This window comes from Anabaena sp. TISTR 8404, assembly GCF_056847745.1.
The window spans coordinates 5,671,781-5,697,822 of the sequence record NZ_CP180578.1; the positions used below are offsets into that span (position 1 = coordinate 5,671,781).

At 40.3% G+C, this 26,042-nt stretch carries 24 protein-coding genes; 9 read left to right on the plus strand and 15 right to left on the minus strand.

The genetic code is table 11. From position 1 onward, the window contains the following. Positions 1-172: 172 nt before the first annotated feature. Together ACMX3D_RS24665 and ACMX3D_RS24670 are read right to left on the minus strand one after the other, a co-directional pair. Positions 173-340: a type II toxin-antitoxin system HicA family toxin gene (locus ACMX3D_RS24665; RefSeq protein ID WP_482748432.1), complete on the minus strand. Its 168-nt coding sequence runs from the start codon at positions 338-340 to the stop codon at positions 173-175. Further along, complete coding sequence (locus tag ACMX3D_RS24670) at positions 333-557, minus strand: type II toxin-antitoxin system HicB family antitoxin (protein ID WP_482748433.1); 225 nt, start codon at positions 555-557, stop codon at positions 333-335. The genes ACMX3D_RS24665 and ACMX3D_RS24670 overlap by 8 nt, the downstream gene beginning before the upstream one ends. A gap of 443 nt (positions 558-1,000) precedes the next feature. On the opposite strand from ACMX3D_RS24670, the gene ACMX3D_RS24675 reads away from it, so the two are divergent. Beyond that, positions 1,001-3,139 carry a tetratricopeptide repeat protein gene (locus tag ACMX3D_RS24675; RefSeq protein ID WP_482748434.1) on the plus strand — a complete coding sequence of 713 codons (2,139 nt, stop codon included), beginning with the start codon at positions 1,001-1,003 and terminating at the stop codon, positions 3,137-3,139. 226 nt (positions 3,140-3,365) lie between these two features. On the opposite strand, the gene ACMX3D_RS24680 is transcribed toward ACMX3D_RS24675, so the two are convergent. The 5 genes from ACMX3D_RS24680 to ACMX3D_RS24700 form a co-directional block, all read right to left on the minus strand. Further along, positions 3,366-3,755, minus strand: coding sequence for a hypothetical protein (locus tag ACMX3D_RS24680; RefSeq protein WP_482748435.1), 390 nt, complete (start codon positions 3,753-3,755; stop codon positions 3,366-3,368). Between the two features lie 458 nt (positions 3,756-4,213). Then, entirely contained in the window at positions 4,214-7,690 is a 3,477-nt protein-coding gene (locus ACMX3D_RS24685) for an NB-ARC domain-containing protein (protein WP_482752421.1), read from the minus strand. Beyond that, on the minus strand, positions 7,656-8,252 hold the full coding sequence (locus ACMX3D_RS24690; RefSeq protein ID WP_482747408.1) for a transposase: 597 nt from the start codon (positions 8,250-8,252) through the stop codon (positions 7,656-7,658). Before ACMX3D_RS24690 ends, ACMX3D_RS24685 begins: the two co-directional genes overlap by 35 nt. Beyond that, positions 8,210-8,602 (minus strand): helix-turn-helix domain-containing protein, encoded by a 393-nt coding sequence (locus ACMX3D_RS24695; protein ID WP_482747409.1) that lies wholly within the window; start codon positions 8,600-8,602, stop codon positions 8,210-8,212. Before ACMX3D_RS24695 ends, ACMX3D_RS24690 begins: the two co-directional genes overlap by 43 nt. Before the next feature lie 37 nt (positions 8,603-8,639). Further along, positions 8,640-8,810 (minus strand): hypothetical protein, encoded by a 171-nt coding sequence (locus ACMX3D_RS24700; RefSeq protein ID WP_482748436.1) that lies wholly within the window; start codon positions 8,808-8,810, stop codon positions 8,640-8,642. A 168-nt stretch (positions 8,811-8,978) separates the two neighbouring features. On the opposite strand from ACMX3D_RS24700, the gene ACMX3D_RS24705 reads away from it, so the two are divergent. Next, entirely contained in the window at positions 8,979-9,185 is a 207-nt protein-coding gene (locus tag ACMX3D_RS24705; protein WP_482748437.1) for a hypothetical protein, read from the plus strand. A gap of 263 nt (positions 9,186-9,448) precedes the next feature. Here the strand turns inward: ACMX3D_RS24705 and pruA are convergent, their stop codons facing one another. Further along, positions 9,449-12,478 (minus strand): L-glutamate gamma-semialdehyde dehydrogenase, encoded by a 3,030-nt coding sequence (gene pruA / locus ACMX3D_RS24710; protein WP_482748438.1) that lies wholly within the window; start codon positions 12,476-12,478, stop codon positions 9,449-9,451. A 180-nt stretch (positions 12,479-12,658) separates the two neighbouring features. Here pruA and ACMX3D_RS24715 point away from each other — a divergent pair, with 180 nt between their 5' ends. Next, positions 12,659-13,666, plus strand: coding sequence for a putative pterin-binding protein (locus tag ACMX3D_RS24715; RefSeq protein ID WP_482748439.1), 1,008 nt, complete (start codon positions 12,659-12,661; stop codon positions 13,664-13,666). Beyond that, positions 13,663-15,123 (plus strand): adenylate/guanylate cyclase domain-containing protein, encoded by a 1,461-nt coding sequence (locus tag ACMX3D_RS24720; RefSeq protein WP_482748440.1) that lies wholly within the window; start codon positions 13,663-13,665, stop codon positions 15,121-15,123. The genes ACMX3D_RS24715 and ACMX3D_RS24720 overlap by 4 nt, the downstream gene beginning before the upstream one ends. A 4-nt stretch (positions 15,124-15,127) precedes the next feature. On the opposite strand, the gene ACMX3D_RS24725 is transcribed toward ACMX3D_RS24720, so the two are convergent. The 3 genes from ACMX3D_RS24725 to ACMX3D_RS24735 all read right to left on the minus strand — a co-directional run bounded on the left by ACMX3D_RS24725 (position 15,128) and on the right by ACMX3D_RS24735 (position 17,574). Continuing rightward, positions 15,128-15,697, minus strand: a complete 570-nt coding sequence (locus tag ACMX3D_RS24725; protein ID WP_482748441.1) for a hypothetical protein — start codon at positions 15,695-15,697, stop codon at positions 15,128-15,130. 126 nt (positions 15,698-15,823) lie between these two features. Continuing rightward, entirely contained in the window at positions 15,824-16,594 is a 771-nt protein-coding gene (map, locus tag ACMX3D_RS24730) for a type I methionyl aminopeptidase (RefSeq protein WP_482748442.1), read from the minus strand. A 5-nt stretch (positions 16,595-16,599) separates the two neighbouring features. Beyond that, complete coding sequence (locus ACMX3D_RS24735; protein WP_482748443.1) at positions 16,600-17,574, minus strand: Gfo/Idh/MocA family protein; 975 nt, start codon at positions 17,572-17,574, stop codon at positions 16,600-16,602. Between the two features lie 331 nt (positions 17,575-17,905). On the opposite strand from ACMX3D_RS24735, the gene ACMX3D_RS24740 reads away from it, so the two are divergent. Then, positions 17,906-18,205 (plus strand): ferredoxin, encoded by a 300-nt coding sequence (locus ACMX3D_RS24740; protein ID WP_482748444.1) that lies wholly within the window; start codon positions 17,906-17,908, stop codon positions 18,203-18,205. Positions 18,206-18,518: 313 nt separating this feature from the next. Here the strand turns inward: ACMX3D_RS24740 and ACMX3D_RS24745 are convergent, their stop codons facing one another. Continuing rightward, positions 18,519-20,186: a SpoIID/LytB domain-containing protein gene (locus tag ACMX3D_RS24745; protein ID WP_482748445.1), complete on the minus strand. Its 1,668-nt coding sequence runs from the start codon at positions 20,184-20,186 to the stop codon at positions 18,519-18,521. 115 nt (positions 20,187-20,301) lie between these two features. Here ACMX3D_RS24745 and ACMX3D_RS24750 point away from each other — a divergent pair, with 115 nt between their 5' ends. The 4 genes from ACMX3D_RS24750 (at position 20,302) to ACMX3D_RS24765 (ending at position 22,879) form a co-directional block, all read left to right on the plus strand. Then, positions 20,302-20,565 carry a ParB N-terminal domain-containing protein gene (locus ACMX3D_RS24750; protein WP_190686624.1) on the plus strand — a complete coding sequence of 88 codons (264 nt, stop codon included), beginning with the start codon at positions 20,302-20,304 and terminating at the stop codon, positions 20,563-20,565. Between the two features lie 109 nt (positions 20,566-20,674). Beyond that, positions 20,675-21,166: a Dps family protein gene (locus tag ACMX3D_RS24755; protein ID WP_482748446.1), complete on the plus strand. Its 492-nt coding sequence runs from the start codon at positions 20,675-20,677 to the stop codon at positions 21,164-21,166. An 82-nt stretch (positions 21,167-21,248) separates the two neighbouring features. Further along, positions 21,249-21,911, plus strand: a complete 663-nt coding sequence (gene grpE / locus ACMX3D_RS24760; protein ID WP_482748447.1) for a nucleotide exchange factor GrpE — start codon at positions 21,249-21,251, stop codon at positions 21,909-21,911. A gap of 641 nt (positions 21,912-22,552) precedes the next feature. Further along, positions 22,553-22,879 (plus strand): STAS domain-containing protein, encoded by a 327-nt coding sequence (locus ACMX3D_RS24765; RefSeq protein WP_482748448.1) that lies wholly within the window; start codon positions 22,553-22,555, stop codon positions 22,877-22,879. On the opposite strand, the gene ACMX3D_RS24770 is transcribed toward ACMX3D_RS24765, so the two are convergent. The 3 genes from ACMX3D_RS24770 to ACMX3D_RS24780 form a co-directional block, all read right to left on the minus strand. Next, positions 22,880-24,016: a PP2C family protein-serine/threonine phosphatase gene (locus ACMX3D_RS24770; RefSeq protein WP_482748449.1), complete on the minus strand. Its 1,137-nt coding sequence runs from the start codon at positions 24,014-24,016 to the stop codon at positions 22,880-22,882. Positions 24,017-24,059: 43 nt separating this feature from the next. Beyond that, positions 24,060-24,827 carry a DUF1350 family protein gene (locus ACMX3D_RS24775; protein ID WP_482748450.1) on the minus strand — a complete coding sequence of 256 codons (768 nt, stop codon included), beginning with the start codon at positions 24,825-24,827 and terminating at the stop codon, positions 24,060-24,062. A 386-nt stretch (positions 24,828-25,213) separates the two neighbouring features. Further along, entirely contained in the window at positions 25,214-25,945 is a 732-nt protein-coding gene (locus ACMX3D_RS24780; RefSeq protein WP_482748451.1) for a hypothetical protein, read from the minus strand. Positions 25,946-26,042: the final 97 nt, after the last annotated feature.

Here is a 26,042-nt window from a genome sequence, read left to right on the forward strand (position 1 = left end):
TTTTACTAAGTTATTTTTAATTCTCACGCAGAGGCACAGAAGCACAGAGATTTTCTTTGGGTTTTGGTGTTTAGGCGTGAGATTATTTTATTTGGGTATTTAATCTTCATTCTCGATAGTTTCATCTAGAGTGGTTTTATCGTCAAAAGTACCAATAGCTTGTAAAACTTGTTTAACTATCTGTAGGATGCAATATTTTTCCTGCATGAAAGGGAATTATAACCCTTACTTCTTCTCGAAGATAAATTCTGTGACTTCCTTTAATTCTAATTTGAACAAAGCCTGCTTCTAGTAAAAGTTTTTCAGCTTCTGTTGCAGTAAGCCGAGGCTGTTTAGGCAACTTTAACCTCCAAAGTCATGGTTAATACTTCTTTGTTTTGCAGTGCTTGTTTTTCTGCATTAGACAATGTTTCTATGTATAGTTCCACTGCTTCTTTGATGTTTTCTTGTACTTTTTCTAGTGAATCACCTTGAGATTGGCAACCAAGAAGTTCAGGGCAATAAGCATAATATCCATATTCATCTTTTTCAATCACAATGCTGACTTGATAGGACATATTTAATTTACCTTATATTAATATCAAGCGTAACTTTATAACTACTTATGATATGTCGTTACAGCTACATCTGGTGGAATTTCTAGCTTTCCTTAAACACACTGCTTGTGTAAAGCAATGTTACATAGATATTGTTTTTCGCGCAGAGGCGCAGAGAAGAACGCTAGAGGTGTTGTAATCGTTAATTGTTCAGTAAGATCGCTCATTTATCCCTAGAATAAATTAAAACATGGAGCGCTCGCACTCTCATTTCAACCTCAAAGGCTCAACTTTCATGTTATGAAGTCAAAGTTTCACGTATAAAAGGCGATCGCTAATTAAAAAACATTAAACTCTATTAGAAGAATTCAACAATCGCCCATTCCCGCATCATTCGGGTGGTATAAAAAATTTATCAATATACTTTTAACCAATTACCTACTCCACCTGTAGCAAAATCGTTTATGAAAATTAACTATTTATTAACACCTGCACTCATTGGAGTCTCAATTACCCTTGTACAGCCACAAATGGCGATGGCGCTTTCTTCAACGGAAGTCAACAAAATTGCCAAAGCGATGACAGTGTTGATTGAAAATAAAAATGGTTCTGGTTCTGGGGTAATTATTCGCCGTGAGGGTGACACCTACACGGTGTTAACTGCTAAACATGTTATTGACAACCCAGATAAATATGCAGTTGTTACTCCCGACGATCGCCGTTATGAGTTAAAGTACGACACGGTGAAAAAGCTGCCAGGGGTAGATTTAGCCGTTGGACAGTTTACCAGCAAACAAACTTATCCGGTGGCAAAGTTAGGCAACTCTGACGACATTAGCGAAGGTGCAACATCTTATGTCGCGGGTTTTCCTCAGCCAAGCGCTGCGATTTCTATCTCTATTTACAATTTCATTGAAGGGCGAATCACTGCTAACGCTTCTAAAGCTCTGCGTGATGGTTACGCTTTAGTTTACAATAACGACACTCTACCGGGAATGAGTGGCGGCCCGGTGCTGAATGACAAAGGTGAGTTAATTGGCATTCACGGCAGAGGTGACACGGCAGAAAACTATCAAATTTCGGATAAAAATCCTGACGTAATTATCAAAACTGGCTTTAATTTGGGCATTCCCATTAATACTTTTTTGCGAACATTACCGAAAGCTGAGGGAGGTACCAGAGTCAGCGCCTTGACACAACCAACTCCCACAATACCAAAGGCAGATGACTTTTACATTCAAGGTGGGGATAAGTATAAAAAAGGTGATTATAAAGGAGCAATTGAAGCTTACAGCCAAGCAATACGCCTGAATCCCAAGTATTCTTTTGCTTACAATGACAGAGGTAATGCGCGTTATTACTTGGGTGATAAGCAAGGCGCATTGAAAGATTACAACGAAGCCCTGAAAATTAATCCTAACTATGCCTTTGCTTTATATAATCGCGGCAATATTCTTTATGATTTTGATAATAAGCAGGGGGCGCTGGCTGATTATAACCAAGCGTTGAAACTGAATCCTAATTATTCCTCTGCATATAACAATCGCGGTAACGCCCGTTACGCTTTAGGCGATAAGCAGGGAGCGTTGGCTGATTATAATCAAGCCATTAAGACTGATCCTAATAACGCCGAAGCATACTATAACAGAGGCAATGCTCGCGCTAATTTGGGAGACAAGCAAGGAGCGCTGAGTGATTACGCTCAAGCGATTAAGATTAACCCTAACTATGTTGTCGCCTACAACAACCGAGGCAATACTCGCTATGATTTGGGCGATTTCCAAGGAGCGATCGCTGATTACTCCCAAGCTGTTAGAATCAATCCTAATCATTCTTCTGCTTACAACGGTAGGGGTAATTCTCGTTATTACTTGGGTGATAAACAAGGGGCAATTGCAGATTACACCCTAGCTCTCAAAACTAATCCCAACAACGCCGAAGCTTACTATAACAGAGGCAATGCTCGCTCTGATTTGAAAGATTTACAAGCAGCGATCGCTGATTACAACCAAGCAGTTAAAATTAATCCTAATTATTCTTCTGCTTACAATGGCCGAGGTAATGCCTTTTATTATTTAGGCGAAAAGCAAAAAGCAATTGCAGATTATACCCTAGCCCTCAAGAACGATACTAAGAATTCGGAAGCTTATTACAACCGAGGCAATGCTTACTTTGATTTAGGCAATAAGCAAGGAGCAATTACAGATTACAACCAAGCAATTAGAATTAATCCTAATTATGCTTATGCCTACAATAATCGCGGCAATGCCAAGTATGATTTAAATGATTTGCAAGGAGCCTTAGCTGATTACAATCAAGCTTTGAAAATTCTCCCGAATTATGCCTTTGCTTACTACAACCGTGCCAACGTTTACAAAAACTTGGGAGACTTAGAAGGAGCGATCGCCGATTACAATCAAGCAATTAAACATAACTCTAACTATGCCCAAGCCTACCACAATCGCGGTCTTGCTCGTTATGATTTAGGTGAAAAGCAAGCAGGTATCACTGATTTAGAAACAGCAGCTAATCTCTACAAAGCACAAGGAAATACAGCTTCCTATCAACAAACTTTAGAAGCAATTAGAAAACGTCAGCGATAGTTTTTACTAATTCGTAATTCGTAATTCGTAATTAAATATTAGATGTAGGTTGGATAAAGCGACAGCAAAATCCAACCTCATATTTTATAGCAGTCGAAGCAGTTGTTAGGACTATATTAATTGCTGAAAACTCTGATAATACTGAATTTCTACTCAGCACTCAGCACTCAGCACTTAGCCATAGCTGTTCCCTGTTCCCTATTCCCTATTCCCTGTTCCCTTCCATTTAAGATTTACTATTGCTAACAGTGTTTTGTGAGGCAGATTTTAAACGAGTGGCTGTACTTTTGCGGATGCGATCGCTTTTACGAACACCACCAGCCATTTCGTATTCGTTACTGTCATTACCGAATAATGCTGCAACTCCTAGCAGCATTATTTCACATAGTGCGCTCAAGTTTTTTTCTAGCTGTGCAATCTCCGTTCTGGAACCATTAAGCACAGCTAAAGCCGTGTTATGAGCTTCTATTTTAGCAGTTAACAGATCTATTTGCTGTTGCATATTTTGTAAGCTTTTATTATCACCAAAATCTATATTTGGATCAATAGCTTTCAGCCCAGAAACTCTGAGTTTAGCTTTTGCAAGAATGCGAGATGAACGTTTTGCGCGAGGCATAGATTTTTTCCTCTAAAAGATTCTAATATTAGCTTGTCTTAAAGAAGCTATAATCTGGCTCAGGATAAATCACAAAAATTAGCGTTTTTTACAACACTATATTTCAGTAAAATTAAGTATTTTTTTAATTAATTAATCGTTTAATCTGATAAATGTAAACGCAACTTCCAACTACCTATAACAATGTCTCAATCAATAAAATTATCTTGTTCGTCACAAATGAGTTAAGGTTCTCTATGAATGAGGTAGGGTTAATAAGAAACCCTACGTCGTTCGTCACAAATGAGTTAAGGTTTTCTATAGATGAGGTAGGGTTAATAAGAAACCTTACGTCGTTTGTCACAAATAAGTTAAGGTTCTCTATGGATGAGGTAGCGTTGGTGATGAAAGCTAATTTTGCGATCGGGCTTAGCGTTTCATGACAGATAAAATTGAGCAAGCAGAAATTCCCTATTTCTTCACCGCCACCATCGCGCCACATCTATAATCGCACGGGCAACTTCTGCTGTTGCTGCTTCACCACCTAATGCAAATATAACTGGAAACAATGCTTTATCATCTGATAGTAAATTAGAGCGAGTGCGGAGAGATAAGTAATGAATTGTCTCTTGCCAAAGAGGGAAAAGTTCAGCAGATGGCATTTGTGACAGACTAGATGTTAAGGCACTCAGGGCATTGGCGCGAGAATACTCATCTTGAATCTCCCTAGCAGTGGCAAGTGCTTCTAACAACACCTCTGGTAGTTTGTCTGCTAATGCACTCAGGGCATTGGCGCGAGAATACTCATCTTGAATTTCCTTAGCGGCGGCAAGTGCTTCTGACAACACATCTGGTAGTTTGTCTGCTAATACAGTAAGGACATGGGCGCGATCGCTTTCATCCTGAATCTCCCTAGCGGCAGTGAGTGCTTCTGGCAATACCTCTGGCAGTTTCTCTGCTAATTCACTCAGGAAATAAGCGCGAACATATTCATTCGGAATTGCCCTAGCGGCGGCAAGTGCTTCTGGCAATATCTCTGGCAGTTTCTCTGTTAATACAATTAGGGCAATAGTGCAATCTCTCTTATTCTGAACCGACCTAGCGGCAGCAAGTGCTTCTGGCAATACCTCTGGCAGTTTCTCTGCTAGTGCAATTAGAGCATTCGCGCGATAATACTCATCCTGAATCTCCCTAGCGACAGCCAGTACTTCTGGTAACAACTCTGATGGCAGTTTATCTGCTAATTTACTCAGGGTACAAGCGCGATAAATTTCATACTTTGCCCTAGCAGCGGCAAGTGCTTCTGGTATCAACTCTGGTGGCAGTTTGTCTGCTAATGCAGTTAAGGCATCGGCGCGATACTGCTCATTCTTAATTGCCCTAGCGGTGGTGAGTGCTTCTGGTATCAACTCTGGTGGCAGTTTATCTGCTAATGCAGTTAAGGCATCGGCGCGATACTGCTCATTCTTAATTGCCCTAGCGGTGGTGAGTGCTTCTGGTATCAACTCTGGTGGCAGTTTATCTGCTAATTTTCTCAGTACAACTGCGCGATGAGCCTCATCCCGAATAGTCTTTGCTGCGGTGAGTGCTTCTGGTAATATTTTTGGCAGTTTGTCTACTAATGTAGAAAGGGTATCGGCGCAATAATACTCATCCTGAATTGCCTTTGCGGCGGCGAGTTTTTCTGGCAAAATTTCTGGAAGTATGTCTGTTAAGGCACTTAGGGTTTGGACGTGATACTGCTCATACTGCATTGCCCTAGCGGCAGCGAGTGCTTCTGGTAAAATTTCTGGCAGTTTGCTTGCTAATGCACTCAGGACATCGGCGCGATAATACTCATCCTGAATTGCCCTTGCGGCAGCGAGTGCTTCTGGCAGCAAATCCGGTGGCAGTTTGTCTACTAATGCAGAAAGGGCATCAGCGCGATAATACTCATCTTGAATCACCCTAGCGGCAACGAGTGCTTTTGAAAGTGATAGTTGTTGTAAATTTGGTGGTAAATAATTGACTAACTCTGCAAGGGTTTTCGCTTTCTGCTCTGGGTCTGGTTTTTGTAGTGCATAAGCTAGTCCTTGTTCAGCAGTCCAAAGCTTGTTCTTAACCAACGCCACCAGCAACTCTACTGGTAAATTAGCTGCCAAACTATTAAGAGATGCCGTAATCAAAGCATAACGACACTGTAAACCCACCACCTGTGGCAAAGTTGCTTCAGTCCAATTCTTTTCGGCTAATTCCCAAGCACGAGAAATATCTGTGATGTAACCCCCAGTTTGTCCTAATTTCTCCCGCACTTCAAACCAGCCATTATTCCCAGTTGCCGACTCCTCCCGCAATAAGGAGTGAATCTCTTCTATTTGTCCTGCTTTTTCTAAATGCCAAACTAAATGCTGATGAATGTAACCATCATTGGGTAAGGTATGCCATAAATTATTTTGGGTTTTCTGCCGATATTTCTCTAAGAAAGCAGCGTGAGCATTAGCAAGGTTGAAACCTAACCCCCCTAGCCCCCATTCCCTACTAGGGAATGAGGGAATATTCAAAGCCTCTCTCCTTGCAGGGGAGAGGTTTGGAGAGGGGTTATCTAATGGCGGTGTAGTTAACAAATTACAGGCTAAATCATGGAATAAGTCATGTAACCGATAAGTAGGCGTACCATTAGCAAGCGGTACTCCTGTTAATAGCAATGCTTTATTCCGTAAATATTGCAACGTCTTGGCAGCATCACGCTCATCCATTTCCCACAGTGTCGCCGCCATCATTTTATTAATGGTGACATCCTCCGGCAACACCCCTAACCAAGCAAAATGCTGCTGTTTCTCTAGAGGCATTCGCTTGACACTTAAATTTAACGATGCAGTTAAACTCAGGCGTTTTAAACTCGCCTCATCGGTGATTTCTTCCGCTTCGGGTCTGTCAAAACTTTTTAACCTGGCTACTTCTTGCTGAATATCTGCTAATAGTTCATCCCAAGTTGTACCACTGGCCACTTCGGCGGCTGCAAGTTCCAATGCTAGAGGGAGATAACCAACACCTTTAGCTAAATTTTCAGCTGAGTAACGTTCTGCACCGATAATCTCGCGTCTTAATTTCTTTGTCAGCAGCTCCATTGACTGGTCTGGTGTCATTATATCCAGGCTGTAGGTACTTGCTGCTAGAGCATCTGCGATCGCTCCTTCACGAGTTGTTACTAATACCTGACAACGCACTCCGCCAACATTAAACGCTTGTGCATCTTTTGTATTCCAGGCATCATCAACCACCAGCAACACAGCTTTGTCATACAGCAGCGTCCGTAAATAGGTAGAAGTTGCTTCTATACTGGTAGGTTTAAAGCTGTAGTCTCCTAACGCCTGTACCCAGCCACTCAACAAAGGAAGTACATCAGGTTGTTGACCTAATGTTGCCCACAAAATACCATCACAAAACCGCGTTTGGATTTCTACATCATGAGCTAAAGCTGCGGCTAGTGTTGATTTGCCCACGGAACCTAAGCCGTGAATGGCAGTAATCACCAAAGTGCGATTACCAGTAAGAAGGCGAGTTTTTAAATCATCGCTGTATTCTGGGCGTTCTACAAAATATGAAGGTAAAGGTGGTGCTTGAAATATTGCAAGTTTAGTTTGGGGTACAACAGCAACATCCTCATCTTGAGTTTTAGATTTCTTTGGTCGTTTGCTTTCCCATATTTCATCAAAACGTTTCAGGTTCTTTTCTTTATTCCTTGAACATAGTTTTAATGTAAAGTGCCAGTCATCAGAACCCTTAGTTTGGATACGGTTATCTTCCAGAATTTTGACAAAATCCTTGAGTAAATTTAACGCTTCTCGAATTTGCGCTTTAGTTAACTGACCTGGATATTCGTCTTTTTGCGTCAACAATTCCAAGGTCACCAAAGTTGTTTTAATACAGCAGATTTGAGGTTCATGAGGTACAGTAGCAGCAATTAGTAAACCAATTTTTTAGATGCTTTGGATCAACTAGTTTCAGCGCAATTTTAATTAAACCATCAACGACAGATGCACTCTTGGGAGAAAATTGTTTCAGAAAAGCTTTTAATTGTGACCACCAATGTTCAATTGGATTGAATTCAGGAGAATAAGGAGATAGATAAAGAACACTTGCTCCCACTCCTTCAATCAAAAGCTGAATCTCTTCGACTTTATGAGCAGGTAGATTATCCATTACAACGACTGCACCAACCCATAATTGCGGAAGTAAAAAATGTTCTACAAAAACTTTATATGCATCTCCATCCATTGAGCCGTTTAAAGTCATCACCGCTAAAACTTTCTTTAAGCTAATTCCTCCGATTACACTTATTTTTGCTCCCCGGTAATATGGTTTAAAATTATACGCTCTAGTGCCGCGCTCGCTTCTTTGATGAGTCCTAGTTAAGCCAAGTAAAACACCCATTTCATCTATAAATACAAGGTTTTCTGGGTCTACTTGCTTTACTTTCTCCCAATACTCTATTCTCAGTTTTTGGACTCTTTCTGTTTTTCCTTGGCTGCTACGCAAAGTCTTTTTTTTCGAGTTAATTTTTGTTTTTGTAATGCACAACACATCACACTTGCACACACCCAAACGTTGTATTTTTCTCCAAAATATTCGCAATATTCCAATAAAGTTGCATCTGGGTAAATTTGAACCATTTCGGCTAATTCGCTCGCGAAATCATCTAGCCTACCCTTCATGGCTCCACCTTGCTTTTTGGGTTCTAGATGTCCTTGCACTCTATGAAGTTGGATTAGCTTTTGCACATAGCTTTTTGCTACACCAAATTGCACAGCAACCTTTCTTATTGAAGTACCACCCTTTTCGTAAGTATTTACTATTTTTTCTCGTAAATCGATTGAGTATGCTTTCATTTTAAGTCTTGATGCACCAATACTATGTGTACCTCATTTACCTCGAAAGTGCTGTAGTTAGCTTTGGGTTAACACTGTCTTCTTCTTTCCAGTGGTACTCAATCTTAAAGTTACTGTCCTCAAATTCTCCTGTTGCGAAACAAAGCAAAGCTGCTAACAGACGCTTGACTCGCTTTTGAATTGCCGGGCCGTAAGTTTTTTTTGGCATTGCAATCGTCAAGTTAACCAGAAAGTTTGGGGCTACCCCAAGTTAAAACTACTACCCCAAATTGATTGAATCCTGATTTTAAAGCATTTTCGGCGAGTTTGGGGTATTTGCTTAGGGACAGCACCCCAAAGAGAACCTGTATCTATCAACTTTTTGGGGTACAAACCAATGAAAGCCAAGGGTCAAGATATCATCAGTAAAATTATTGTTGTATTGTTGGCAATGCAACTATTTTTAATAGGTTTACAAGCGAAAATCCGCATTGGGAGAGGGGAATCATCTCTTGAGGCGTTACAGTGGATGATTCAACAGTATATTCCAGTGCTGGTTAAATTTCGTAGTTTGCAAGGTAAGAAACCAACCGCAGAGGAATAATAAAAGTTAGGTTTTTTGCTTAATTTGTAATGTGGTGTGCAAACTTCTCTCAAACCTAACCCCCAACCCCTTCCCTCGCAGGGAAGGGGAGTAAAACTTAAAGCTTCTCTCCGCTTCAGGGAGAGGTTTTCAGAATAAGTTACACATTGAATGTTGTAATAAAAAATCAGGTGGGTAATGCTCACCTGATTTTTACGTTTATATTATGTCAGTTATGATTAGCTCACGCTCCAGACGCGGAGGCGCGGAGAGTTTTGACGAGATTAATCTGCGCCTTCAATGGGTGCAAAACCTTGGCGTTGAATGTTTTCTGTAATTGTGCGCGGTTCGAGGAACTGTAGCAGGTAGTCAGGGCCGCCTGCTTTGGAACCGACACCAGAAAGTTTGAAGCCGCCGAAGGGTTGCCGAGCCACGATCGCACCTGTAATATTGCGGTTAATGTACAAGTTGCCGACTTCAAACTCTTCCTGCGCTTGTTGAATATGCGAAGGTGTACGGGAATATAACCCACCAGTTAAAGCGTAATTTGTGCCGTTAGCAACTTTTAATGCTTGGGCAAAATCCTTCACTTTAATTACAGCTAACACAGGGCCGAATATTTCTTGTTGGGCAACTATGCCATCTGGTGGTACTTCACTGAAGATAACTGGGCCGATAAAATAACCTTGTTCTGGCGATGGTAACTCTAGGGCTAACTTTGCTTCTGCCTTACCTTTTTCAATATACTCGCGGATGCGATCGCGGGCGTTAGCATCAATCACTGGCCCTACTTGGGTACTGGGTAACTCTGCTTCCCCAATATTCAAGGATTTTGTCGCCTCAACCAACCTAGCAACAAAAGTATCGTAGATTGATTCTACAACTACCACCCGTGAACAAGCCGAGCATTTCTGCCCACTGTAACCAAATGCTGACTGCACAACCCCGACAACTGCTTGGTCTAAATCAGCACTTTCATCTACAATGATGGCATTCTTGCCGCCCATCTCTGCAATCACCCGTTTCATGTGCCTTTGCATAGGCTTTAGAGTTGCCGCCTCTGAGTAAATGCGACAGCCCACTTCTTGAGAACCAGTAAAAGCAATTACATGAGTATCAGGATGACTGACTAAGTAAGCCCCAACCTGAGAACCCTTACCTGGAACGTATTGAAAAACACCCTTGGGAATCCCCGCCTCAACCAAAATCTCTGTGAGTTTGGCAGTAATAATCGAAGATGTTTCCGCAGGTTTCAGCAGCGTACAATTACCCGTAACCAAAGCAGCCACAGTCATTCCACAGGCGATCGCCAACGGGAAATTCCAAGGCGAAATCACCACCGCCACTCCTTTAGCTCGGTAGATATAATGGTTTGTTTCTCCAGGCACGTCATAATTAACACCTTGCTCCAACCGTTCCATCTCATCAGCATAGTAGCGACAAAAATCTATCGCTTCCGAAACCTCTGCATCGGCTTCCTTAACAGGCTTACCAACTTCCAAAACTATCCAAGCCGCCAACTCCGCCCGACGTTGTTCCATCAAATCAGCAGCCTTGCGTAAAATATCAGCCCGTTGCTTCACAGGTGTTCTCTTCCACCCAGGAAACGCCGCCTTCGCCGCTTGCATCGCCTGTTCCGCTTGTTCCACACTAATCAGCCCAACCTTACCAATCACCTGACTGTAATTAGAAGGATTAACAGAATCAATCACATCCTGAGTCTTAACATACTCCCCATTAATCAACGGTAAATAAGTCTTCCCAAACTCCCGACGCACACCCTCAAAAGCCTGCGCCGCCTTCCTTCTTCTCTCCTCCTCCGCAAAATCCGTATCCGCCGCACCCTCAAATCTCCCCTCTTCCTCTTTGCGCGGCAGTTGCTTCAAGTCGGCAGAGCCGCCCAACGCACTGCCTTGCCTTTGCGCCTTTGCGCGAGACAAATCAATATCGGGAGGTGCTAACAACTCCTCAACTGGCTTATTCTCCAAATTCTGCCGCAAAAACGAACTATTAGCCGTATTCTCCAACAACCGCCGAATCAAATACGCCATCCCCGGCAATAATTCCCCGTAAGGACAATAAACCCTAACTCGATAACCCTGATCAACCAAAGCCTTAGCTAACTTATCCCCCATCCCATACAGCACTTGCATTTCAAAACAACGGCGGGGAACCTGCAAACTTTCTGCTATGGCAATTGCCCGTGCTTGCGATCGCACATTATGACTACCAATGGCAGCATATACATATTGATGATTTTCTAACAACAACTGAGTTATTGCTTCAAAATTCGCATCTGTCGCCACCTTGTCATTGAAAACAGGTTGCGGCCAATGCTTCTGGGCAGCTTTGATAGTTTCCTGATCCCAATAAGCACCCTTCACCAAGCGAATTGTCAAAGGATATCCGCGCTGTTTCAACCATGCAATCACATTTCTGGCATCTTGCTCACTGTCACGCAAGTATGCTTGGATTGTAATCCCAATATCTGTGCGTTGGCGAAACTCATCTTCTAACAATAACTTTTGCAAAATATTCAGAGTTAAATCTTTATACGCATACTGTTCCATATCAAAATGGATAGCTGCACCTAACTCTTTGGCATAACGTAATAAGTTACGAATGCGATCGCTAACTCTTTCTTCACTACCTTTAGCATCTAATGGGTCAAATTGCGAATAAAAAGCCGTTAATTTAACAGAAACTTGGACTTTTGGTAGCCTTTCACCGTCTGCTTCATCAATAGCTGGAATATGATTCCAATTCTTCGATGCTTCTACTAATTGGGCAATTAATTCTTGATAGCGTTCTAAATAAGACTGCGCTTCTACTTCTGTAATTACAGCTTCACCAAGTAAATCAATAGTGAAAGCCATTTTTTCTTTCCGCAGTCGTTCAACTGTTTTGATGACTTGTTTAATATTTTCGCCAGCAATATATTTATGTGCTAAAGTTTCTACCGCAGTTGAAACAGTAGTTGCAGCCACTTGTCCAGGCATTGAATCAGGGTTAGCGAAATTTAACATCCCCTTCAGTGCAGATGGCAATTCGACTGTTTCATCACCTAAATATTCTTGTAAATGTGCGGCAATTTCTGGCTTACTGCGTAACGCTGGCAAAGTATCAATAAAACGGAAAAGTTGTACCCGCAAACCCGGATTACTCATTGCCCAAGCTAGTAATTTATCATCCCAGCGCATTTGGTCACGCAAGGAAGCTAAAAACGAACGATTTTCTTGGGTAGCGGTTAAGAGTTGTTTAGCAATTTCCTGGGTTTTAGGTTCGTAGATGCTGGTTTGTACTTGTAATACCACAGATAATAATCTCCTTAATTTAAGGCATAACTGTTTATGTACAGTCTGCGTCTTCTATTGTGACTCTTAGATTTTGTGGCTACCAGATTCTTAGGATAGTTAAGTTTTGCTGGAACATTTTGGCACACAGAGTAAAACAGTATTACTCAGCACTTTCTACTCAGCACTCAGCACTTAATAATGTGGAAAAACTTAGCCTTAACACCTTTAGCGATCGCAATTATCTGTCTGGGAGGTTGCATAAACCAGCCAACAGATAAACAACTGGAAGTATGGCGCACTGAAGCGATCGCTCGCAATGCGACAATTGTGGCAGATAACGCCAAAAAAGCACAGCAAAGTCAGTGGAATTTAGTCATTCAAGGTGAAACAGCAACTGGCAAATCTCTAAAGTTAAATTGGCAACAGTTACAGGCTTTGGCAACCAATCATGTAAAAACGCCCGATCCCCTAGACATCTTGCATTCTAACGAGATTTTTGATTTTCGTGGTGTGCTTGTATCAGCGCTGTTGCAACAATTAACCGTAGCTAATCATGTTACGGATGTTACGTTTGTTTCCTTTGACTCTTACCAAACTACCCTTAGTCTTAAGGATTTACTAGAATATCCGATTACTTTGGCGATCGCTAAAAATAATCAACCAATTGCCCGCGCTCAAGGCGGGCCGCTTTATTTAATCTTTCCCTATACTCAATACCCACAACTAAAGCAAAAGTATGACTCAACGAATTGGGCATTTTATGTCAGCCATATTGTAGTTGGTACTGAACCAGTCAAACTACGTGTTAATGAACGTGAAGTTAACTTAGCGACCTTAGACAAATTACCGCAAATTACCTTAGAGCAAACTGTCGGTTACAGAATTTCTTGGCCTAGTGGCAAAGTCAAACTTTATGGAGTCAGGCTGCGCGATGTTTTCGCTACCCTAAAAGAACCATTACCCCAACAGGGAAAAGTCATAATTCGTGGTAAAGCACCGTTTTATTATGATGCTCCGGTGCAATTAGCTACTAAAGATTTACGTAATTGTGATGTTTTACTAGTAACTCGTTGGGGTGAAAGCCGTGAATTAATTCCTGCCAAGATGGGCGGCCCAGTAACTTTAGCTTTTAGTTCTCAATGTCCTACCAAAATCAGCCAATCTCGCTGGGTAACATTTGTAGAAGAATTAACTACTACACCATGAAATTATTTAGTTTCCGCTCGATTCGGACTCGAATCATGACTGCAACAACACTATTAAATGTGGCGTTAGTAGGTGCAGTTGTGTTGGTATGGGCAAAAACTGAAAGTACTCTTTACCGAGAGCAGAAATTAAATGAAGCCAAGTTCTTGTCTAGGGTGTTAGGAACTTCTTCTTTCGCTAATCATCTCGATGAACGCAACTGGAGTCAAATGCGCCTCAACCTCAATGTAATGCTGCGGGAAAATCAAGATTTTGTATATATTTTGGTAACTGATGCACGACTGGAAAATCAAATTATTGCTGCGTCTCCTGAACATTTACAAGGACAATACATTCCTGATATTGTGCCAGTGAAAGTAAGCGATGCAGCTCAGAAAGTGTCGCAAAAGTCTAGCTCGATTGAAACCTTTGCGTTGGCAGATATTTACTTTGGCAATCATATCAGAGCGAAGCGTGGCGATCGCATTATCGAAGTAGCTTCGGCTATTCAACGGCTATCTGGTGAAAAAATCGGCACTTTGCGCTTGGGTGTTTCTCTGCGTCAAGTTAACCGTGCTGTAGCTAATGCGGTAAACCAAGCATTAATAGTCGGTGCTATCGGACTGTTGATTAGTTTGGTATGCACTTATATTTTAGCTAGACGCTTGAGTAACCCCATTCGTCGCTTGCAAACTAGTGCGGCTCAAATTGCGGCGGGAGATTTGCAACACCGGGCGGAAGTTACGAATGCAGATGAAATTGGTGCATTAGCAACTTCGTTTAATGAAATGTCTGCTGCATTGCAAAGTTCTTTTAGTAAATTACAAAAGACTTTAAACTCTTTTAAATTATTTGTCCCGAATAAATTTATTTTAGCGATCGCACCCGCAGGAATTGAAAATATTGAGGTAGGTATGGCAGTCACGCGCCACATCACAATTTTATTTTGTGATATTCGCGGCTACACTTCCATGTCGGAAATGATGACACCAAGAGAAATATTTACCTTTCTCAATGACTACCTAGCTTGTATTGGACAAGTCATTGATCAAGCCGGGGGATTTATTGATAAATATATTGGTGATGCAGTCATGGCGTTGTTTGATGATCAAAACACAGATGGCGCACTTAAAGCAGCAATTTTAATGCACCAGTCTCTAGAGCAGTTTAATCAAGAACGTATCCAAAAAAATTTACCCAGAATTAACATTGGCATTGGACTGCATCGCGGTGAAGTAGTCATGGGTACAGTCGGATTTACTTGCCGCATTGATTCTACAGTCATCGGTGATGCAGTTAATATCGCTTCTCGAATTGAAGGGCTGACAAAACAATATAGCTGCGGGACTTTAGTCACAGAATCAGTAATTCAGAGTTTGTCTCAACCAGAATTATTTTCGTTGAGATTGATAGATACCGCTGTGAAGTTGAAAGGAAAAGATGAAGCGATCGCTGTCTACGAACTTCTGGTTAAATAAAGTTTCATACCTCCGCTGTTTTCAGTTGCAGAGGTTCGCTGTTCTGAGATTTTGGGCTACGCAGCTCCTCAAATTGCGGAACCGTCGAAAGATACTCAAGCATCTTTTGACGTGCTTGTTCACACACACTCTTCAGTGCTACACCATCAATCTTCAAATTCCGAATATGAGGACTGCGATGCAATTGTAGGAAGCAGTGCAAATTGTGGCTTAACTCGAAGATTACGCGATTGATTTGTTCCTCCACTGTTTTTTCCGGGAAATAAATTCGATCCCTATCCAGATATTCATAACCAACGAATATATGATAGTGTCCGTCATTTTTACCAAAGCAATCAAAACGCAGGATTTCATCACCTGAAACAATCAGTTCCAAAGCAGTTCCTTTGCCAATTGGAAGAATTTTCCAATAAACTTTGACGAGTACTTGGGGTTGAACTTCATAGATGACAATATCTTTCTCTGACGGATCGTGCTTTAGTTTGCCAAACTTTTGACGATACAATTGGAGAAGACGATAGGACAATGTGTAGGGCATGATACCCTGAATAATATTTTTTGCAAGTCTCTTCATAAGGCAAGGTGGGAAGTGTGAATTAGGTATAATCCGAAAACTCCGGATACTCAATTCACCAGATATTAAGAGGTTGAAAACATAACTTTTGACTTGCCTGACTCATCTTTGCGTAATCTTTATACTTTACTTAATTTCCGGTAAAGTTAAGATTTCGACACTATCTTCTGTTACTGCAATTGTATGCTCAAATTGAGCCGACAATTTGCGATCGCGAGTTACAGCAGTCCAACCATCACTCAGCATTTCTACTTCCCAAGTGCCTTCGTTAATCATCGGCTCGATGGTAAATACCATTCCCGGTCTAAGGCGCTTACCTTTACCCCGTGTACCGTAGTGAGGTACATCTGGTGCAGTATGGAAAATATTACTAATACCGTGTCCGACAAAATCTCGCACCACAGAAAACCCTTCGGACTCGGCATACTCTTGAATTGCTGCCCCAATATCCCCAATCTTGGCTCCTGGTTTGACTTCAGCAATACCTCGATAAAGGCACTCTTGCGTTACTTCTACTAACTTTTTTGTTTTCGACGAAGCTTCACCTACAATAAATGTCTTGGATGTATCACCGTGGTAGCCATCGACAATCGGCGTAACATCAATGTTGATAATGTCACCATCTTTAAGAATCTGTTTAGCATTGGGGATGCCATGACAGATTACTTCATTCACACTGGTACAAATTGACCGAGGAAACCCTTTATAACCAAGGGGTGCGCTTTTAGCACCGTGCGCTTGTGTCCAACGTTCAGCTTCATCATTGAGTTCCAGTGTACTTACCCCTGGTTTGACTAGTGGTTCTAGATGCTCTAGGAGTTCAGCGGCTAAGCGTCCTGCCCGACGCATTTTTTCAATTTCTCGTGAAGATAAAATAACGATTGGTTCGGTTTTCATGGACATTAATCTAAAGCATCATTCAAAAATATAGTTAATCCTGTTTGTGCGGCTCTGCGGGCGGCATCAGCTACTTTTAGCGTGTATAAACTTTCTTCTGGGGTGACATACAAGGGAGTACCATCAAACAGATGGTCTAACACCATAGTTGTGTCTTTGGCAAACAAACCCCGACGTGTACCAACATCAATTGGTGTAGTTTCCCCTGACTGAATTAAGTATCCTGTATTCCCATCAAAAATTAAACCGCCTTTTTCGCCGTGAACTTCAAATTTACGTTCTGGTTGCCAAATTGTTTCGCCTTTGCCGTAAATAACTTGTGCTAACAGTCCACTGCTAAAGCACAGTTGACTCGTACAAAAACAGGTTTGGTAGTATTCCGATTCTACTGCCCAATATCGCTGATGACAGTTCACGGTGAAGACTGTACCAAACAAATCAATCAGACGATGCAAGCGAGAAATCGCCCCAATTAAAGGAAAGCCGAATAATTCGTGATTGTAAGTCCACTTGCGCGGTGCAGGATTTTGCGGGTTGATGGTGCTGTAGCGGACGTAAAATACATTGCCAATTTTGGCTAGGTTTTGTTTTAAAGCTTGGTGCAAGCCACCTAAAAGTTCGATGTGTTCTACGTGCAGTAATTTATTTTGGGTTTTGGCTAAAGCAACGAGTTCCTCAGCTTCGGCTAAATCCACTGCCAAGGGATATTCTACAACTACGTGTTTGCCTTGGGTGAGAGCTGCACGGGCGATCGCTCCATGATCTCGATTCACTGTGGATATCACTACCATATCCACATCTTCCCGTTCTACTAACTCTTGCCAAGAATTTAAAGCTGAAGTTTGGTATTCTTGAGCGAAATTTTCTGTTGTTTCTGGGCTATGACCAACCACTGCGGCTAGATGCGTTCGCTCATCTTGCAGCAGTGCTTCTGCTCTGAGTTTTGCTGCATACCCAGTACCTACCAAGCCGACGCGCACTTATGCTTGTCCCAAAACTGCTTCTGAATTATACATGATCGTCAATGGTTAATGGTTATTACTCATTAGTCACTGGTTAATAATTATTCTGGCTCTTTGCTCCTGATTCTCCACTGCCTAATTCTCTACTTGAAGTATAAATTAAACTTATTATTTCCATGTAACTAAATTTCATTACTAATCGTGGTCGATTTCAAGTTACATGATTTAATTTTTCCCGTAGTATCAGAATTGAACTAAATTTTCATGCGCGGCTAATCCTATAAGTTAAGCCGTAAGTATTGCTTTAGCATAACTTATACTGCCGTTTACAAAAGAGAGGAATACAGAAATGGCAACTTACAAAGTTACACTAATCAACGAAGCTGAAGGCTTAAACACCACAATTGATGTTGAAGATGATGTATATATTCTAGATGCGGCTGAAGAAGCTGGTCTGGATCTGCCTTACTCTTGCCGTGCTGGTGCTTGCTCCACCTGTGCAGGTAAGATTGTTTCTGGTAAAGTTGACCAATCTGATCAATCCTTCTTAGATGATGATCAAATCGAAGCTGGCTATGTACTGACTTGCGTAGCTTATCCAGCCTCTGACTGTACAATCGAAACTCACAAAGAAGAAGAACTCTACTAAGAGTTAGGTATCTCAACAAAAAATCTCTTGCAAGAGTAATTAAAGTTGAAAAAGTTAAAACAGCACATATAGGAAAAATTTTCTCCTTTCTACATGTGCCTTTTCAACATGAAGTGACAAAAATAATTGGGCATTTTTACCCTAAGCAGGAACACAGATGATTTTTGTGTTCCTGCTTCATTAATGTCAATGGATTTTACTCCAACACAGTTCAGATAAGTTTTTTGTCTTTTACTGTTCCCTGTTCCCTGTTCCCTTGTTTCCACAGGGAAAATTTCTTAACTGAACCGTATTGGATTTTACTCAGCACTCTTTACAGTTTGATGTCATCGTTGAAAATTTGAATTTTTGTCCCTGGATAGTAAAACTGGAGAATTTTTGGAGTTTCCCAGCCTAGTTTGGCTAAATTTTGTGCGCCAGTTTGACTCAAGCCCACACCATGTCCCAGTCCACCGCCGATAAATGCATATCCCCACAATTCGGGTTTACCTTTGTTTAAAGGTTGTAAGTAAAACAATGTACTTCGCGGCGCAGCAAAAGCACTACGTACTTCGTCTTTATGTAAGGTAAATGTGCCAATATCGGTTTTCACAGCCAAGTCAAGAATACGTCCACTCTGACTACGCTTTGTCACTGCGATCGCTTCAATTGTTTTAAATTTGGCATAGGGACTATTTTTCACGCGTAAGAATTTCTGCAAATCTTTAGCAATATCTTCGATGGCAGTTTCTTTGTTCCAGCGAAACATATCCCAGTTACTTTCATTGAAGCCTTGCTTCATGTTAATAAATTTGCGGAAGTTATTTTCATCCGCCAAACTCTGCTGTGATAGATTCCAAAAGTTAATCGGCGCATCTACCACTGGTCGCAAATAAGGACGGTCTTCCCCATTCCAGACATCACTAAAAAAGGCGGTAACACCACCAGTTGTCGAAGAATACAAGGCATCTATTAGCTGGTTGTTATAAGTTAATACCATGCTTCTAGTCGCTGCGATCGCCTGATCTGTTTTGCTAGTGGCTCCACTCAGCCCATAATAAACTTGGCAGTGGGTATCAGCACATAATTGGTAGTTATCAACCGCAAATCGCCGCAAATTCCTCAAAGCGTAAGTCCGGGCTAAAATTGCTTGCGCTTCTAAGGCTGCTTTCGGCACATTTGTCCCAATTTCGTTGGGTACAACACCACGTAAATAAGTTTCTAAAGGTACTTCATTGACTAATGTATATGTCCCGTAAGCATTGGGCTGTAATGCCATTCGCCCTGCATACACACGCCCAGTTCCCGGTTTTTCACTTTTATTAACGCGAATTAAGTTTTTATCGGCGCTAATTGCTAAATTCGTTGGGCTGTAACGTTTGCCATCTACAACCCAACTTACCCTTGGTACTTGTTTTTGGATTTTAGTATCGATATATGCCATTTTTGCGCCAGATTTTTGCAAATTCTGGAATAGCAATCGACGCAATAAAGGCGTACTGTAAACATCTCGCTTTGCCCACACTTGCCAACGTTCTGGCTGGGAAATTTCTACTTCTATGCCTTGAGAACGCCACTTTTTAGCACTATCTTCTGCGGTTTCAAAGGTGCGGTATATCCCTAAAACCACTACCTCTTCCACCACAGGTTTTGGTAAAGCTTGCATAACTGTTTCTAGCTTTACAGGCTTGTCGGTAACTACAATTTGTTGCTTGTTACCTGCTTGAAATCTTAACCGCAAGCGATCGCCTTTTGTCGGTTCTAGTTGCAGCTTGGCCGTTGATTTTTCGCCAAATCTCTGTACAATTCCTACTCTCAGTTCTACGTCTTTGCTATTGCTTGCAGGCCCTGATGCGGCTGTCAGCCCCAACAAGCAAAATGTCGTTACTACCGTGTAAGACAAACGCCAAAACGAAAATTCTATCGTGACTTGATTCTGCCTTTTCGTATTGCGCTGGGGCAGAGTTACCATTTGCTTCGTAGCGTAGTGGTTTTGTCGCATGAACGCTCCAATAGTACCATTACCAATTTAGCTACCTAAATTACTTGCAAATCAAAGTCATAATGACTATGATTTATCTATAGGCACAAAACAGAATTAGTTGGATCAACTCCTTATGGCTAAAGTCCAAGAAATTCCATTAAATCAAATTAAACGTCCCCTGCCTCGTGTCAATGATCCCAACAAAGTTAAAGCCCTAATGGAATCTATTGCGGAAATTGGGCAGCAAGAACCTATCGATGTTTTAGAAGTAGACGGACAGTATTATGGCTTTTCTGGTTGCCATCGTTATGAAGCTTGCCAGCGTTTAGGCAAAGAAACCATATTAGCCAGAGTCCGTAAAGCTCCTCGCAGCGTTCTCAAGATGCACTTGGCATAGATTTTAAAGTATGAAGTTTGAAGTTTGAAGTATAAAATCTTATACTTTAGGCTTTAAACATCATCTTTCTTAGTTCGTAATCATCAAATAATAAGTTTAGGAGAAAATTATGTCATCTCAAGGAACAGTAAAAAATGTAAATATTGGCATCGACGAAGAAAATAGAACAAAAATTGCTGAAGGATTGTCCCGTCTGTTGGCAGACACCTATACACTGTATCTAAAAACTCATAACTTCCACTGGAATGTGACTGGGCCAATGTTCCAGACATTACACCTGATGTTTGAAACACAGTATACTGAACTTGCTTTAGCAGTCGATTTAATTGCGGAACGAATTCGAGCCTTGGGTTATCCAGCACCCGGAACTTATAGCGAATATGCCAAACTCAGTTCGATTCCTGAAACTCCGGGAGTTCCCAAAGCCAAAGAGATGATTCAGCTACTGGTTGAAGGACAAGAAGCTGTAGTGCGAACTGCTCGGTCGATTTTTCCTGTGGTAGATGCAGTCAACGACGAACCCACCGCCGATTTATTAACCCAGCGGATGCAAGTCCATGAAAAGACTGCTTGGATGTTGAGAAGTTTGCTGGAAGAATAGTAAATGAAGGATGAAGTGTGAAGTATGAAGTATGAAGTATGAAATTCATCCTTCGGCTTTGCTCCTTCATCTTGAATAACGAATGCCAAATACTGACTTCACGCAAAAACTGCAAGATTTAGCCCAAAAAGTTGGGATTCCAAGTTTTAAAGCTTTGAGTCAAGCTGCTGGGATCTCAGAGCGACAAATATTGCGGTTGCGACGGGGAGAGGTAGCGCAAATGCGAGTGGATGTGTTGTTAAAGTTGTCTTCTGTTCTGCGGATGTCGTTGAGCGAATTAGTGACAACTTTTTCATCGTTAGAGTTAAGTAAAGGTAACGAAGCACCCACTCAGCAGATGTTAAAAGAGATTGCAGATTTAAAAAAAGAATACCAGCGATCGCAATTACAAATAGAACAACAGCGAGAGTTATTACTCCAAGAATTCCAGCAGTCGAGTTTACAACTGCTGGAATCTTTATTATTACAATTTCCAGCCGCTGCCCAGAAAGCGCGAGAAAATCCGCAGTTAGAAGCGGTGAAGATTCTACCATTAGTAGAAAACCCACTAAAAAAACTTTTACAGGCGTGGGGAGTAGAAGCGATCGCACCTGTAGGAGCAGAAATACCTTATGATCCTCAATTACATCAATTAATCACAGGAACAGCACAGCCAGGTGAATTTGTTAAAGTCCGCTACAGTGGCTACCTGCAAGGCGATAAACTGCTTTATCGGGCTAAAGTGAGTTTAATTGAGCAAATTTGAAAAAGTTACGAATTGTATCTAAACTTTTAATTTTTCGCTGCACTAATTTTTGTTAAAAAAATTACAGATATTGGGAATACTAAAAAAAGAAGGCGATCGCCTCTGCAAACCCAATTAAATTGCTTAATGGATTAACCAGCTTGCTAACTATATTCTTATAAACTTCAGTTAAGGGTGTATTGGGTAAAAAAATACCAAATCTGTTGATTAAACATATTCATTTATTAGCTTTTATCGGCGGTTAATTATTCTTCTCGAAACTGTCTTGAACGATATTTTGGTGTGATTGATACAAAAGTTACTTTTGGTTCTCAGTTATCTTCATATATCTGGTTATCTCATAGCAATTTGAAAACCCTTAATTGCCAAATTTTAATTTTGTAATTTACATTACGGCAAGATAATCAAAACAACTTTTAAATAAATATTTATCAATTTTACTAAATAACACTATGGATACTTCTTAATTTAAATTGCTGATTTATTAGTTATAGGCTTATCTGAAAAAGATAAACATAAATCTAGCGATACATAGTAATAATTAATGACTTTTATTTTGCTATTTTTTTGCTAAAAATAGCTGTTAGTATATAATACTAGCAAAATCAGCATCTTCTCTTAAAAAAAATGGGGAAAATATTATGAATCAGCAAGTTAAAGTTGTTAAACTCAACGGCATTATCAACACAACAAATTCACACAATCTTAGAGAAAATATTACTTATCTTCAAGAAAGTGGTGCAAAAATTGTGCTAGTTGACTGCCAAGATGTAACATTTATGGATAGTTCAGCACTAGGTGCTTTGGTATTAGCCTTCAAAACATTAAGGGCAGCAGGTACAAAGTTAGTTCTTTGTTCGATTAATGAACAAGTAAGAATTTTATTTGAATTGACTGGTATGGATAAAGTTTTTGAAATTTTTCCTAGTCAAGATGAATTTAATCAAGTTGTACTTTCTAAAAATTAATTAATCAAATTTAATTTGTAAGATTGATAAGTCATCATCAAAAGCCTCTTTGGAGTTTAAAGCGATAAGGTAATTCAATACTTGTTCGAGTGGGCAATCAGGAGTATTTTGTAAACTTGTCAATATCTGAATTAAACCATCTAAACTCCAAAGAGTTCCATCTAATTTTGTAATTTCGTAAGCACCGTCACTAAAAATATAGAGATTACTAAATTGTTCAATTTGGCAACAGGCATCAACATATTTTGCCTCAGGAAACATTCCCACTGGCATCCCAGGTGTTCTTAATAGTTGAACTTCTGTGTTTTTGGGTGATTTACCAGATACTAATATTGCTGGTGGATGTCCAGCACTAGCATAAATTAACTGTTGCGTAACTCGATTATAAACTCCGTACCAAATCGTAAAGTATTTATCATTTTGATAATTCATCTGAAAAGTTTCATTTAGCGCCTTCAGTACATCACTAGGTTGATAGTAATTCAAACCTTTAAGCGCCCGCGATCGCAGTAAATTTAGTACAGAAATAGAAGGGAGAGTGGCTTTGAGTCCATGTCCGGCTGTATCTAATAAGTAAACTGCCAAACAATCAGAATCTAACCAATAATAATCAAAACAATCACCACCGAGTTGTTGTGAAGGAATAAAGCAGGAATTGATTTGTAATGGTTCAGTTGTGGGTAAAGGTAAAAGCGAGCGCACATACTCGGCTGCTTGTGCCAATTCTGTTTCTAAAAGCTGCTTTTGGATTTGTAAATCGCGGCTTAATTGATGCAGGCGCAATCCTGCCCTTACCCTAGCTTTTAATTCATTTTGCTCGATGGGTTTAGTGATAAAATCATCAGCCCCAGCATCTAACCCCTTAACGCGATCAGCAACGGAATCTAAAGATGTTAATAAAATAAAAAAACTCGTAGATAAATTAGGATCTGTCTTAATGTAATTGCATACTTCCAGACCATTCATTATCGGCATAATCCAATCACAAATAATTAATGCTGGATGACAAGCGATCGCCTGAGCAATTCCTTCTTTGCCATCACTAGCAGTAACTACCTGATATCCTTGTTTTTCTAACAGCCTTTTGAGGAATATTTGAATTGTTGTATCATCATCAATTACTAATATTTGGAACATAAAAACGTTAACAACTTTATTATTTCACTGATATTAAAAAAAATTATGGTGGTGATAAAGGATTCATCCATAACAGGATGGCACGTTTGAGTTGGTTTAAATCGCGGTATGCTTCTTGCTTAAACCATTGTCCCAAAGCATCAAAAGGAGTAAATGAAGTTCCTGTTTGCCATTTGATATCCTGTCCTAAAGGTGTTGTATGAGTTCCAGGTAAAGTTTGTACTGTCACCATTTCTGGAAAGCGCTGTTGTAATATTTTGGTTAAAACGATTGATTGATCGAGAGTATCGTTATTGAATTTGATTAATAAATTCCGCCGGACTTTATAACCTTCTTGTACAATCTTATTGGTTTCTAATGGCGTAGGAGTAAACTCAATCGCCAAAGTAGAATTTAATTGCTCAACTAAAGGAATAGCATCTTTAGCAGCATAATTATTAAAGGATATTAGAATATTGCCTGCTCTTTCTACAGGGTAGAGACTACCTATGAGCAAGTGCAGTTTGCAACCCATACTGTGGCCAATACCGTAGGTAGGGAGATATAGCTTCCGCAATAAGCCTGAGTCGTGTAGCCGTTCTAGAGTGCGTTCAAAGTTTAGTAAAACAGATTGAGCGATCGCAATATGATCTAAAGTATTGACAAAGGGAGTTGCGATGACAAGATATCCCTTACTGGCTAATTGTTCGAGTAACCAACGGTAAGTCAGGTGCGGTGCAGTCGCAACAAATGCACCCCCTAAGAAATGGATAATACCTATAGGATTTTGGGGAATCAGTACCCAGTTACCTCTAATTTCTTTCCAGTCCATGCCTGTAGGCGATCGCTTAATTTACACTTCTTTATATTAGACTGGGAATTGCAACCCTGGGGTAATCTTAGTATTCCTATTTCACCGATTATTTTCTTGAATTACCGAGTTTTACAGGCTGATGAAAAGATAGAGAGTCAGCGATCGCAGATTTGCTACCCAAGTTTAACTCAGTTTTTTGCTGTCAACATCTGTTCAGTACTCAAATCCAACTCTGGAAAAGTCACAGAAACGATGCGTTCTTCTCCTCGAAACGCAACAGCATTATATAAGAATATTTAACCGCCGATGTACGCCGATAAACACCGATCAATCAAGATTTTAATTGATTGATTTGGTTTATTTCTCAGGAATCTAGTCTTAACTGAACCGTATTGTGCTATGTATCAGCCTTGACTTTGTAACTTTTTCATTTCATACTGCACATCTAAAGCAATCTGCAATGCTTCATTTAATAATTTGCCATGTTCAGTAGCTTTTTCTGTAACTTGCATTGTGGTTAAAGCTGCTAAATTATTGGCAAATAACTCAGCATTACCAAGAATAAAGTTCTTGTTTTCTCGCAAAATTCTTTCTGTTTTCAAAGCACGGACTAAATCTGCTCTAGTCAGTTGCAACGCTGCAATTACTTTTTCTCTTTCCTGAATCCTGACTTCAGAATTACCAGCTGCTTCTATTTGGTCATTAATATCTATTGCTTGAATTACCGCATTATATCGGTCAACATCATTTAAGAGAATTTCTAAGGAATAAGTCATATTTTCTTTTAAGATTTTCTGAAAGTTGCGCCATAGTAGATAAAATATCAACTGCATTCCCGCACCGCCCAAAAAACATAGTAATAATAATAATATCCAGGATGGAATAGTTAACCAATTGGCAAATATTTTAATGATAATATCAAATATTAAATAACTAAAAACAAATATAGAAAAGCTAATAAAAACGACAGTAGCTCCTTCAGAGCCTTTCATTTTATACAAAAGTTGCTTACTAAATTCTTTTAAAGGATTAGTAATTAAAACTAGTTGATATTTGACAGGCAAATTAGTCAATTGTTGTAATTCCTTTTGACTAATTTCTAAGCCATGTAAATCATCACGCACAGCTTTCCCCATAATCAGCTACATGGTTATTTAATACAATATAACAATCAAATTTAGCAATTGCTGAATCAAATGTCATTTTGGCAAAATTTTTTTATTTTATAAATTA

Bases quoted from the DNA above. Each gene is read 5' to 3' on its own strand.
- ACMX3D_RS24670 (WP_482748433.1), bottom strand. From the start codon at position 557: ATGTCCTATCAAGTCAGCATTGTGATTGAAAAAGATGAATATGGATAT.
- ACMX3D_RS24680 (WP_482748435.1), bottom strand. From the start codon at position 3,755: ATGCCTCGCGCAAAACGTTCATCTCGCATTCTTGCAAAAGCTAAACTC.
- ACMX3D_RS24750 (WP_190686624.1), top strand. From the start codon at position 20,302: ATGGCTAAAGTCCAAGAAATTCCATTAAATCAAATTAAACGTCCCCTG.
- ACMX3D_RS24695 (WP_482747409.1), bottom strand. From the start codon at position 8,602: ATGAAAGCATACTCAATCGATTTACGAGAAAAAATAGTAAATACTTAC.
- ACMX3D_RS24775 (WP_482748450.1), bottom strand. From the start codon at position 24,827: ATGGACTGGAAAGAAATTAGAGGTAACTGGGTACTGATTCCCCAAAAT.
- ACMX3D_RS24755 (WP_482748446.1), top strand. From the start codon at position 20,675: ATGTCATCTCAAGGAACAGTAAAAAATGTAAATATTGGCATCGACGAA.
- ACMX3D_RS24705 (WP_482748437.1), top strand. From the start codon at position 8,979: ATGAAAGCCAAGGGTCAAGATATCATCAGTAAAATTATTGTTGTATTG.
- ACMX3D_RS24675 (WP_482748434.1), top strand. From the start codon at position 1,001: ATGAAAATTAACTATTTATTAACACCTGCACTCATTGGAGTCTCAATT.
- ACMX3D_RS24715 (WP_482748439.1), top strand. From the start codon at position 12,659: ATGTGGAAAAACTTAGCCTTAACACCTTTAGCGATCGCAATTATCTGT.
- ACMX3D_RS24725 (WP_482748441.1), bottom strand. From the start codon at position 15,697: ATGAAGAGACTTGCAAAAAATATTATTCAGGGTATCATGCCCTACACA.
- ACMX3D_RS24780 (WP_482748451.1), bottom strand. From the start codon at position 25,945: ATGGGGAAAGCTGTGCGTGATGATTTACATGGCTTAGAAATTAGTCAA.
- grpE (WP_482748447.1), top strand. From the start codon at position 21,249: ATGCCAAATACTGACTTCACGCAAAAACTGCAAGATTTAGCCCAAAAA.
- ACMX3D_RS24765 (WP_482748448.1), top strand. From the start codon at position 22,553: ATGAATCAGCAAGTTAAAGTTGTTAAACTCAACGGCATTATCAACACA.
- ACMX3D_RS24745 (WP_482748445.1), bottom strand. From the start codon at position 20,186: ATGCGACAAAACCACTACGCTACGAAGCAAATGGTAACTCTGCCCCAG.
- ACMX3D_RS24720 (WP_482748440.1), top strand. From the start codon at position 13,663: ATGAAATTATTTAGTTTCCGCTCGATTCGGACTCGAATCATGACTGCA.
- ACMX3D_RS24770 (WP_482748449.1), bottom strand. From the start codon at position 24,016: ATGTTCCAAATATTAGTAATTGATGATGATACAACAATTCAAATATTC.
- map (WP_482748442.1), bottom strand. From the start codon at position 16,594: ATGAAAACCGAACCAATCGTTATTTTATCTTCACGAGAAATTGAAAAA.
- ACMX3D_RS24740 (WP_482748444.1), top strand. From the start codon at position 17,906: ATGGCAACTTACAAAGTTACACTAATCAACGAAGCTGAAGGCTTAAAC.
- ACMX3D_RS24700 (WP_482748436.1), bottom strand. From the start codon at position 8,810: ATGCCAAAAAAAACTTACGGCCCGGCAATTCAAAAGCGAGTCAAGCGT.